The 11,765-nt window shown below is 57.6% G+C and carries 9 protein-coding genes; 3 read left to right on the top strand and 6 right to left on the bottom strand.

Features of this window, described 5'->3' with window-relative positions; all coding sequences use genetic code 11:
- The 5 genes from BM036_RS14475 to guaB all read right to left on the bottom strand — a co-directional run.
- Positions 1-267 (bottom strand): helix-turn-helix domain-containing protein (locus BM036_RS14475; protein WP_143066583.1); only part of this gene is annotated, 267 nt, incomplete at its 3' end.
- A gap of 40 nt (positions 268-307) precedes the next feature.
- A complete protein-coding gene (locus BM036_RS14470; RefSeq protein ID WP_177186068.1) occupies positions 308-967 on the bottom strand; it encodes a DUF4365 domain-containing protein in 660 nt (219 codons plus the stop codon).
- Between the two features lie 102 nt (positions 968-1,069).
- Positions 1,070-2,278: a tyrosine-type recombinase/integrase gene (locus tag BM036_RS14465; RefSeq protein WP_091853616.1), complete on the bottom strand. Its 1,209-nt coding sequence runs from the start codon at positions 2,276-2,278 to the stop codon at positions 1,070-1,072.
- A gap of 308 nt (positions 2,279-2,586) precedes the next feature.
- Positions 2,587-4,164 carry a glutamine-hydrolyzing GMP synthase gene (guaA, locus tag BM036_RS14460; RefSeq protein ID WP_091853614.1) on the bottom strand — a complete coding sequence of 526 codons (1,578 nt, stop codon included), beginning with the start codon at positions 4,162-4,164 and terminating at the stop codon, positions 2,587-2,589.
- 57 nt (positions 4,165-4,221) lie between these two features.
- Complete coding sequence (gene guaB, locus BM036_RS14455) at positions 4,222-5,685, bottom strand: IMP dehydrogenase (RefSeq protein WP_091853612.1); 1,464 nt, start codon at positions 5,683-5,685, stop codon at positions 4,222-4,224.
- A 259-nt stretch (positions 5,686-5,944) separates the two neighbouring features.
- Here guaB and xseA point away from each other — a divergent pair, with 259 nt between their 5' ends.
- The 3 genes from xseA to BM036_RS14440 all read left to right on the top strand — a co-directional run bounded on the left by xseA (position 5,945) and on the right by BM036_RS14440 (position 9,843).
- Positions 5,945-7,321 (top strand): exodeoxyribonuclease VII large subunit, encoded by a 1,377-nt coding sequence (gene xseA, locus BM036_RS14450; RefSeq protein ID WP_091853609.1) that lies wholly within the window; start codon positions 5,945-5,947, stop codon positions 7,319-7,321.
- A 102-nt stretch (positions 7,322-7,423) separates the two neighbouring features.
- On the top strand, positions 7,424-9,298 hold the full coding sequence (locus tag BM036_RS14445; protein WP_091853607.1) for a propionyl-CoA synthetase: 1,875 nt from the start codon (positions 7,424-7,426) through the stop codon (positions 9,296-9,298).
- Positions 9,299-9,633: 335 nt separating this feature from the next.
- Positions 9,634-9,843 (top strand): cold-shock protein, encoded by a 210-nt coding sequence (locus BM036_RS14440; RefSeq protein ID WP_091853604.1) that lies wholly within the window; start codon positions 9,634-9,636, stop codon positions 9,841-9,843.
- A 122-nt stretch (positions 9,844-9,965) separates the two neighbouring features.
- Here the strand turns inward: BM036_RS14440 and leuA are convergent, their stop codons facing one another.
- Complete coding sequence (gene leuA / locus BM036_RS14435) at positions 9,966-11,639, bottom strand: 2-isopropylmalate synthase (RefSeq protein WP_091853602.1); 1,674 nt, start codon at positions 11,637-11,639, stop codon at positions 9,966-9,968.
- Between the last annotated feature and the right edge of the window lie 126 nt (positions 11,640-11,765).

Genomic DNA, 11,765 nt, shown 5'->3' with positions numbered 1-11,765 from the left:
CGGCGTAAAGGTTGTTATCCAGGTATACAGCTCCCGGATCTGAGCGCCGCTCAGCTTTTTGGGGCGACCAGAAATTTGCTTGGCCTTAAGTGCGTCAAAGCCACCCTCTCGGTAGGCAGCCAGCCATTCGTAAATTCGTGCCCGGCTCATGCCAAGCGCTTTGATGACGACTTCCGGGCTCTCGCCATCCATGACTCGTTGAACGGCGCGAACGCGAATGGCTTCTAATGTTTTGTGATCAAGTTTACGACCGTCATCGTGGCGCATGTGTGTAGATATCCGATAAGCTTGGCAAACGACCGCTACATTATAAATGATGTTCGCTTACTTTTGTACCCATTAGTAAGTGTTCCAAGAGTTGTCGAGCTGAGTCTGGATCATCAGGAACATGAACCTCCGGTACAGCTCGGCGAAGGAGACCAATCAAATCTCCTGGTGCTGCCCGGGACTGTTCGACGCGACGATTACGTGCCGCTCGAGTTGCAGAACTGGACAATTCAGCAAGTCGGCCCAACCGCTCTGTCGTCAGATCTTCCGTGAAGTTAACTGTAAGTGATTGCTGCTGGGTCCAGTTCTTTCCAGCATGCTCATATTTACGGAGAACGGCCTCAGCGAGGCAGATGCGTAGCGTCGCCGTTGGGACGTGGTAGGCAGCATAAAAGCTATGCGGATGCATCAATAGATAATTCAGGTTTGTGCGACTAATTTCAACGCTTAGAGAGCCGTCCGCATTCAGTGCACGCTCAGTGCCCTTAAGCTGAACGTGAATCCTAATGTTGGTGGCTCTCCCATCCTCGACAACTTCGATCTCGCAGTCTGTACCATAGTCCTTTCGGTCAGCACGCTGAAGGATAAAAAGACCACTCTCTGTTAGGCATTTCTGAAATGCCGTCTCTGCCTTCTCCTCCGTGACATGATTGGAGGCTCGCTCTGGAAGGTCATCAAAGCATTCCATATCGTCAGCCATTTCTGTTTATTGTCCTCAATGAGGTAAAAATTCCATGCTGTAAGTTGCCAATTACCTTCGTCAATATATTTTAAGCATGTGCCCGAATACCTATGCGTTTAGCTAAATGGGTCCGCAAGCATCTTTAGCAGTCCATTCGTCAATCATATCAGCCCAGTCCTGCAACATAGATGTACGCTGATCACGATACTCGGCTTTGTTATATATCGCCCTCACACCTTTTTGCTCATGTGCCAGGCATTTCTCTATCCAATCGGTGTTGTAACCGGCTTCATGGAGCAAGGTACTGGCTGTTCGTCTCAGGTCGTGCGGGCCGAATTTGGCAAGCGGTTGCCCCTCTTTCTGAGCCAGCTTGTAAGTCATCGTCATTACCCGGTTCAGCGTGGCACTACTCATAGGGACGTCAGAATCGTAGCGTGACGGCAGAACATACTCCGATCCTCCGGAGAACGTCTTCAAAGCGATGAGGATGTCCATGGCCTGCCTGGATAGAAACACCAGGTGAGGGTTTCGACGCTTCATCCGTTCTTTGGGGATCGTCCAGAGCGCTTCGCTGAAGTTGATCTCACTCCAGGTGGCATTCGTCAGCTCGCTTTTACGCACCATCGTCAACAACAGTAGCTTTACCGCTGCCCGGATCGATGGTGATGTACCAATACGCCCCATGTACTGGTACATGATCCTGATTTCTTCGGGCGTCAGGGTTCGATCTCTCGGCTCAAACCTGGCAATGCTTGCGGGCCTCACCAGGTCTGCCGGGTTCTCAACCTTCTGGCCTCGCTCAGTCGCCCAGCGGTATACCTGGAGTACAATCTCACGCGCATGAACCGCCGTAGCAGGTGCACCGCGCTCTACGATGGCGTCGGTTAGTGCTCGCAAGTCCTCGTGGGTGATTTCGGTCAGCTTCTGATTGCCGAATTTCGTTTCCAGCTCTCTCGTATAAACCGAGCGGCGCATATCACGGGTAGAATCGGCCATCTGATAGCCACGTAGCCACTTTTCCGCCCAGGCACCAAAGGTTTCAGCCCCTTTAACACGCGCCTTGTCTCGGGCCTTCTCCTTCGCTGGCGACTTTCCATCGGCGACCATCCGCTTGGCTTCACCAAGCCGCTCACGGGCTTCTGCCAGAGTGATGCCCCCAACGCCATAGCGGCCAAAGGTGATTGTCTCTTGCCTGCCATTGATCGAGTAGTTGTAACGGAATGAGATAGAACCGGCAGGAGTGACGGCCACGTAGAGGCCATCCCGGTCATTCACTTTGTAGAGTTTATCCCTCGGCTTGAGGTTGCGCAGCTTGGTATCGGTCAGCAAGAGTCTTATCCTTCTTCGATTCCAATACCATGCTGGAAGACCACCCGAAAATCAGGCAATAAATTCAATAAAAACAGTTATTTAAATAATTTCGATACCATGAACACACAAGATCAAGCAGCATGGTATCGGCTATCACTCATGGCATCATGTCTCGATAATACCACCTTGGATACCACGCTCAAGCGGTGCTTCCCGCTGCCATTAGTTGCCAAACACTGCCAGACATAAAAATAAAAAAGCCCATGAAAACATGGGCTTAAGTATCATTTAATGCCAGTTAGTACCAGCTAATGCCTAACGCGTGATCATTCCCACTCGATGGTCGCGGGGGGCTTGGAGGAGATGTCGTAGGTCACCCGGGACACACCGGTGATCTCATTGATAATGCGGTTGGATACCGTCTCCAGCAACTCGTAGGGCAGGCGTGCCCAACGCGCAGTCATGAAATCAATGGTTTCCACGGCCCTCAGGGCTATCACGTATTCGTAGCGGCGCTGGTCGCCGACCACACCCACAGACTTCACCGGCAGGAATACCGCAAACGCCTGGCTGGTCTTGTGGTAAAGGTCTGCCCGGTGCAGCTCCTCCAGGAAGATGGCGTCAGCACGACGGAGAATCTCCGCGTATTCCTTCCTGACCTCACCGAGGATACGCACACCCAGACCCGGTCCCGGGAAGGGATGACGGTAGACCATATCGTAGGGCAGGCCCAATTCCAGGCCAATTCGGCGCACCTCATCCTTGAACAGCTCCCGCAGTGGCTCCACCAGCTTGAGCTTCATGGTCTCGGGAAGTCCGCCAACATTATGGTGGGACTTTATGACATGGGCCTTACCGGTCTTGGACGCAGCCGATTCGATCACGTCAGGATAGATGGTGCCCTGGGCAAGCCAGTTAACATCGGTAATCTCGGCGGCGTGTTCATCGAACACCTCGATAAAGGTATTACCAATGATCTTCCGCTTTTCCTCCGGGTCCTGGACACCCTTGAGGCGCCCCAGGAAAAGGTCTTCGGAATCGGCGCGGATGACCTTTACGCCCATGTTGCGGGCAAACATATCCATCACCTGGTCGCCCTCGTGGAGGCGTAACAGACCGTTATCCACGAACACACAGGTCAGCTGGTCACCAATTGCCCGGTGCAACAGGGCCGCGGTTACCGACGAATCGACACCGCCGGAAAGACCCAGCAGTACCTTCTCGCTACCAACCTGCTCGCGGATCTGGCGAACAGCGTCGTCCACAATGCGGGCCGGGGTCCACAGTGCCTCGCAGTGGCAGATATCCTTCACGAAGTGCTCGAGGATACGCTGCCCCTGCAGGGTATGGGTGACCTCGGGATGGAACTGGACGCCATAGAGGCCACGACGGGTATCCTGCATGGCGGCGATTGGCGCGCTCTCGGTGGATGCCAGCAGCTCGAAGCCCTCCGGCAGTGCAACCACCTTGTCACCATGGCTCATCCAGACATCAAGCAGGGATTCCCCCTGAGCCGTCAGGTGATCCTTGATATCCCGTAACAGCGGGCCTTCCGCGCGAACCTTGACCTGGGCGTAGCCGAACTCCCGCTTATCGGAACTGGCCACTCGGCCGCCAAGCTGCTCAGCCATGGTCTGCATGCCGTAGCAGATGCCCAGTACCGGGATGCCACGTTCGAACAGTCCTTCCGGCGCCCGGGGGCCTCCCAGCTGGGTGACGGATTCAGGACCACCGGCGAGGATGACGCCCTTGGGACGGAACGCCTCGATCTCGTCCGCGGTGAGATCAAAGGGCCTGATCTCGCAGTAAACTCCGATTTCCCGTACCCGGCGGGCAATAAGCTGGGTGTACTGGGAACCGAAATCGAGAATCAGGATGCGGTGGTCATGAATGTTCTGGGACATGGATTCCTCAACATGAAATAAGAAACGGCCCGGAGTCGGGCCGTGTATCGGGATGGCTCAACCGATGCGATAGTTCGGAGCTTCCTTGGTGATGGTCACATCGTGAACGTGACTCTCACGCATACCCGCGTTGGTGATTCGGACAAACTGGGGCCTGGTGCGCATGGTTTCCATGTCGGCGCTGCCGGTATACCCCATGGAAGCACGCACACCGCCCATCAGCTGATGGACAATATTACGCATCGGCCCCTTGCAGGCCACCCGACCTTCGATGCCTTCGGGCACCAGTTTTTCAACGCCTTCGCTGGCATCCTGGAAGTAACGGTCGCTGGAACCCTGCCCCATGGCCCCGAGGGAACCCATGCCACGATAGGCCTTGTAGCTACGACCCTGGAACAGCTCCACCTCACCCGGGGACTCATCGGTACCTGCCAGCAGGCTGCCCACCATGACGCTGTAGGCACCGGCAGCAATGGCCTTGGCGATATCCCCGGAGAACCGGATACCACCGTCAGCAATCAGGGGTACACCGCGGTCCTTCAGGGCCGCCGCCACATTGGATACCGCCGTAATCTGCGGAACACCGATACCCGCCACGATCCGAGTGGTACAGATGGAGCCCGGACCAATGCCCACCTTGACGGCATCAGCACCGGCATCCGCCAGCGCAATGGCCGCCTCGGCGGTTGCAATATTGCCACCGATAACGTCTACCTGCGGAAAGTTCTGCTTGATCCAGCGAACCCGCTCGATAACGCCAGCCGAATGGCCGTGTGCGGTGTCCACAACGATCACGTCAACACCCGCTTCCACCAGGGCTGCAACACGTGCTTCGGTGTCGCCCCCGGTGCCCACGGCCGCGCCAACCCGCAGGCGACCCTGCTCATCCTTGCAGGCCAGCGGATAGTCCTTGGCTTTCTGGATGTCCTTTACGGTAATCAGGCCACGCAGCTCGAATTCGTCGTTGACCACCAGTACCTTCTCGATGCGATGGCGATGCAGCAATTCCTTGACCTCGTCCAGGTCGGCACCCTCGCGCACGGTTACCAGCTTGTCCTTGGGGGTCATAATGTCCGCCACACGGGTGTCCATGCGGCTTTCGAAACGAATATCGCGGCCGGTTACGATACCTACCAGGTCCCTGCCATCCACGACGGGCAGGCCGGAAATACTGTTGGCCATGGTAATATCGACCAGCTCTCGGACTGTGGTGGTCGGGGACACCGTTATGGGGTCCTTGACCACGCCACTTTCGAATTTCTTGACCTTGCGGACCGCAGCAGCCTGCTGCTCAACGCCCATGCTCTTGTGCATGATGCCGATGCCACCTTCCTGGGCCATGGCAATAGCCAGTTCGGATTCGGTAACGGTATCCATGGCAGCTGAAACCAGCGGAATGTTGAGGGTAATGCCCTTGGTCAACCGGGTTTGCAGATCGACGTGCTTGGGCAGCACTTCGGAATATCCCGGCATCAGGAGAACGTCGTCAAACGTGAGGGCTTCTTCGGCTATACGCAACATTGGGACCCGCCTTTGAGAAAGAACATGTGGAGGCCCGGCACCGCCGTTTTAAGGCGCTGTCTCAGCGCGTAACGGAACCGGTCACCTTAATCGGACTATTATAAATGTCGCAGCCGCGACAGTAAACCGGGCCAGGACCACCTGGATGCTGCATCTTGCTGAATTTCCGTTGGTTTTGGGAAGGCTCGCTAGCGGAAAACCCGTATGGTGACAGAGAAGGTTCTGATAACATGGCGTTTTTTACTGTCCGGAGACCCAGATGTACCCAGATGACTCGCCCACCGTTCGCCCCCGCGCCCTGACGGTCTCCGAACTCAACCGGCAAGCCCGACACCTGCTTGAAAGCAGTTTCATGCAAGCCTGGGTGGAAGGTGAACTGTCCGGTCTTTCCAGGCCCTCCTCGGGCCACTGGTACTTCTCCCTCAAGGATCAGCGTGCCCAGGTACGGTGCGCCATGTTCCGTGGCTTTAACCAGCGGCTCAGACAGACACCGAAAGAGGGCGACCAGGTACGGATTCGCGGCAAGGTCAGCCTGTATGAGGCCCGGGGCGATTACCAGATCATTGTCGAGCACCTGGAACCGGCCGGCCTGGGGGCACTGCAGCAGGCCTTCGACGCCCTGAAAGCCCGACTCTACGCCGAGGGACTGTTTGCGGCCGAGCGCAAGAAGCCGCTTCCGGTCACGCCCCGACACATCGGCGTAGTCACCTCACCCACTGGCGCAGCGATCCATGACATATTGACCGTGCTGGGCCGCCGCTGCCCAGGTATTCCGGTCACTCTCTACTCCACGGCCGTACAGGGCCAGGCGGCGACGGCAGGCATCGTCGACGCCATCAACCGGGCCATACGCCATAACCAGGCCGACGTACTGATCATCGGCCGGGGCGGCGGTTCCCTGGAAGACCTGTGGTGCTTTAACGAAGAGGCCGTTGCCCGCGCCATCGCAGCCTGCCCGATTCCCACCGTTAGCGCCGTCGGGCACGAAGTTGACGTCACCATCGCGGATTTCGTGGCCGACCTGCGCGCACCGACCCCATCAGCCGCAGCCGAAAAGATTTCACCGGACCAGTCCACCTGGATCAGTCGCCTGGACGAAACCCGCCACAGGCTCGTCCACGCAATGACCCGACAACTGCGCCAACAACAGACGGGCGTCAATCAGTTAACGTCCCGACTACGGGATCCACGGCGGCAACTACAGGAAAAAGCCCAGCGCCTGGACGACATGGAGTTGCGGTTCCGGCAGGCAATCAGCCAGCGCCTGGATAGCGAGCGAACCAGAAGTGACCACCTCCAGCAACGACTGCTGACCCACCGACCTGACCGGCGGATTGCTGAACACAGTCAACGCGTCGAATCAGTCCGCGAGCGCCTGCAGTCATCGTTGGGCCGGCAGCTGGAAACCCGCAGCCAGCGACTTGAATCCGCCGCCCGCACCCTTAACGCCGTCAGCCCCCTGGCCACCCTTGGGCGCGGCTACGCCATCATCGCATCGGATAACCAGACCGTGGTCCGCGATCCGGCCACGCTGGCTCCGGGGGACCGGATAAGCGCCAGGCTGGCCAGGGGCACGCTGAAAGCTACTGTCGACTCGGTCCATCCTGGCGCCGATGGGACCGAAGTTGACAACTGATTAGCCTTTGGTCTACTTCCTCTGCGTGCCAGATGGCTTACAGTCAGGTTCTCAAGTATCAAAAAAACAACAACCCGACTCCAAGCTATGAGAGGTGGACCAATGGACTACCAATCGGAATTCCGTCGCTCCGTGGACCAGCCAGAGGAATTCTGGCGAGAAAAAGCCCGCGCGATCGACTGGATACGCCCCCCGGAAGAAATCTGGAAAGCCAGCGAGAATGGCCACGGCCAGTGGTTTCCCGATGGTCTGATCAACTCCAGTGATGTCGCCCTGGATGCCAATATTCGCGCCGGTCGCGGCGACCAGAAAGCACTGATCTATGACTCCCCCGTCACCGACACCCAACAGAGCTTTACATACAACGAGCTGACCGACCAGGTGGCCCGTTTTGCCGGCGTACTCAAGGCACGCGGGGTGGGCCACGGGGACCGGGTGATTATTTACATGCCCATGGTGCCCCAGGCAGTGATCGCCATGCTCGCCTGCGCCCGGCTGGGGGCCATTCACTCGGTGGTGTTTGGTGGCTTTGCCGCCCACGAACTGGCAGTGAGGATCAGTGACGCCAAGCCAAAGGCCATTGTTACGGCCTCCTGTGGTATCGAAGTAGCCAAGGTTATTCCTTACAAACCACTGGTGGACCGCGCCATCGAGGAGGCTGACCACAAGCCGGAATTCTGCATTGTATTCCAGCGTCCCCAGGTGACTGCTGAACTTCAAGCCGGACGTGACGCGGACTGGGACCAGGAAATGGCGACCGCGACTCCGGCAGACCCCGTTCCTGTCGCCGCCACTGATCCGCTCTATATCCTGTATACCTCAGGTACCACCGGAAAGCCCAAAGGCGTGGTACGGGATAATGGCGGTCATGCCGTGGCGCTTCGCTACAGCATGGAACTGGTCTACGGCGCCGGGCCCGGCGATGTATTCTGGGCCGCCTCGGACGTGGGCTGGGTGGTCGGTCACAGTTATATCGTGTATGCGCCTTTGTTCATGGGCTGCACTACCATCCTCTATGAAGGCAAACCGGTAAAGACACCCGACGCCGGCGCTTTCTGGCGGGTTTGCCAGGATCACAAGGTGAACTACCTGTTTACCGCACCTACTGCTTTCCGCGCCGTCCGCAAGGAGGACCCGGAAGCCGACCTGATGGCGAAGTACGACATCAGTGCCCTGAAGCGACTCTTTCTGGCCGGCGAACGCCTCGACCCGTCCACCTACGAATGGCTCAAGGAACATACCAGCCTTCCGGTGCTGGATCACTGGTGGCAGACGGAAACCGGCTGGGCCATCTGCTGTAACCCGGTAGGCATTGAGGAAATGCGCACCAAGCCCGGTTCAGCGACCGTTCCCGCCCCTGGCTTCAATGTGCAGGTGGTTAGCCTCGACGGTCGCCCCATGCCCGCGGGCGAGCAGGGTCAGGTGGCCGTAAAACTGCCCCTTCCTCCTGGGTGCCTTTCTACGGTGTGGGGCGACGACGCCCGCTTTCGCAAGACCTATCTCGACCCCATTCCCGGCTTCTACAGCTCCGGAGACGGTGGCTTCATTGATGAGGATGGCTATGTGTTCATCATGGGGCGCACCGATGACGTGATTAACGTTGCCGGACACCGGCTCTCCACCGGCGAGATGGAAGAAGTGGTTGCCTCTCACCCTGCAGTGGCCGAATGCTGCGTGGTGGGTGCCCGCGATGAAATGAAGGGGCAGATTCCGGTGGGCCTGGTGCTACTGAAAGACGGCGCCACCATCGACCCGGACGAGCTGGAAGAAGAGCTGGTGGAAATGGTCAGGGACCGTATCGGCGCCATTGCCTGCTTCCGCCGGGCCATGGTGGTGGACCGCCTGCCCAAGACCCGGTCCGGAAAAATCCTGCGCCGCGTTATCCGTCAAATTGCGGACGGTGAGGAATGGTCTGTGCCGTCGACCATCGATGACCCCGCCATTCTCGAGGAAATCGACCAGAAGTTTCGCAACTGACCCCTTCACCGGGCCGTCCAAACAGAGCGAAAGCGAACTGATTTCGTTGAAAAAAGGGGGCGTCAGAGCCGTTTGAAAAAACCTTTGACGCCCCCGGAACTCGGTCTATACTGAAATTGCTGTGGAAAGACAGCGGTATTAAGTGAAAGTGTTACAACGCTCTGCCTCTCAGACGTTCGGTCACTCCTTCCCTCAGTACAACTGCCCTATCCCCAGCAAAACTGTGTCGGTGCCTTCTGTAGTTCAGCTGTCATAGTAATGCGGTTATCTATGGAGCGCCGGCACTCAGGAAAGGTCCCGTGAGGGCACAACGTTCAGAAACACAGGAAAGATCAATGTCTGACACAAAAACAGGCCACGTAAAGTGGTTCAACGAGTCCAAGGGTTTCGGCTTCATCGCCCAGGACGGTGGCAGTGACGTATTCGTTCACTACAGCGCAATCAACGCAAGCGGGTTCCGTACCCTGGCTGAAGGCCAGCAGGTGCAGTTCACCGTAACCCAGGGCCCGAAAGGTCCCCAGGCGGAAAACGTAACCCCGGTTTGAGGTTATGGTTTCCGGCCATTGCCCCTCACGGGCTTTGGACAAAAGAAAAGCCGGCAGTTGCCGGCTTTTCTGTATCCCGGGACCTGAACTTCGTCCAGGTCCCGGGAACGTCCGGTCTGAAATCAGGCCGTTGCGGCGGCAACAGACTCCGGTGCACCGACGTGGTTACCCACCGCTGACAACAGCGCCTGCAAGGTGGCAGAAGTTGTGTCTTCCGCCAGGGCGGCGGAACTGCGGATCTCGCCATCCACCACAATACGGATGCAGGCCAGCGCATTGGCGTTGGTGCCTTCGCCCAGAGCAAACTCATCGTAGGCTTCTACCGCCAGGGTGATACCATAGGTGTCCTGCAGTGCGGCAACGACCGCTTCCACCGCACCCAGGCCGTGCCCCTTCAGCTCAATGGCTGGCTGGCCAAACTTCACCGTAGCATTCACGCCCTCTTCATCACGGTGCAGGTCATAGGTGGTGAGACGCCATGCATTGTCCACCGCCAGGTAACGGTCCTCGAACAGCCGGTGGATGGTATGGGAGTCAATCTCGCCACCGTGAGTCTCCGCCTCTTTCTGGACACACTGACTGAACTCGATCTGCAACCAGCGCGGCAGGCTGATCTTGTAGTCCCGCTCCAGCACATGGGCGACACCACCCTTACCGGACTGGCTGTTGATGCGCACCACTTCCTCATAGCGGCGGCCCAGATCCTTCGGATCAATTGGCAGGTAGGCTACGTTCCACTTGTCGCCTTCCTTGCGATAGGCCAGACACTTGCGGATCGCATCCTGGTGGCTACCGGAGAAAGCGGTAAAGACCAGCTCACCCGCATACGGGTGGCGGGGGTGAGTGGAAATCTCGGTGCAGGCTTCCACCACATCCGTAATCTCGGCCATGTTGGACATATCCACCTTCGGATCTATGCCCTGGCTGTACAGGTTCATCGCCATGGTGACCAGGTCCATGTTACCGGTACGCTCACCATTACCCATCAGGGTACCTTCGACCCGGTCAGCACCGGCCATGACGGCCAGCTCGCCGGCAGCAACACCGCAGCCCCGGTCATTGTGGGTGTGCACGCTGATACTGACATGCTCACGACGCTGGATGTTGTCGCAGATCCACTCGATCTGGTCCGCGAACACATTCGGAGTGGCCATTTCCACGGTTGCCGGCAGATTGATAATAACCTTCTGGCCCTGGTCCGGGCGCCATACCTCGGTGACCGCGTCGATCACCTCGGCAGCATAGTCCAGCTCGGTACCGGTAAAGCTTTCCGGGGAATACTGGAAGGTCCAGTCCGTATCCGGGTAGCGGGCCGCAATTTCCTGCACCAGGCGGGCACCGTTGACAGCGATCTGCTTGATACCCTCACGGTCCATACCGAACACCTGCTCTCGCTGGACGGTGGAGGTGGAGTTGTAGACATGCACAATCGCCCGCTTGGCACCTTCCAGGGCCTGGTAGGTACGCTCGATCAGCTCGGGGCGGGCCTGGGTCAGTACCTGGATTCGAACGTCGTCCGGAATCCGGTTTTCTTCGATCAGTTTGCGGCAGAAGTCGAAATCCGGCTGGCTGGCCGCAGGAAAGCCGATTTCAATCTGCTTGAAGCCTACCTTGACCAGCAAATCGAACAGGCGCTGCTTCTGCGCAACCGTCATGGGCTTGACCAGGGCCTGGTTACCGTCACGCAGGTCTACCGCACACCAGTCTGGAGCCTTTTCGATAACCTTGTCCGGCCAGCGGCGGTCAGTTTTACGAACCGGCTGGAAGGGAATGTATTTGCTGTGATCGAAAGCCATGGTGTCTGCCCTTTTGCTAATTCGAGAGGTGTATCGCTATTTTTCTATAATAACGCAGATAACCGGGAATTTGATTGCTTTTTTGGTCAGCAATGGGACACTTAAGGCAACAATAATCCATTTTAT

The organism is Marinobacter segnicrescens (genome assembly GCF_900111555.1).
GTDB classification, from domain to species: domain Bacteria; phylum Pseudomonadota; class Gammaproteobacteria; order Pseudomonadales; family Oleiphilaceae; genus Marinobacter; species Marinobacter segnicrescens.
Note: the sequence above shows the minus strand (reverse complement) of the source record. Positions and strands in the feature narration are given on the sequence as shown.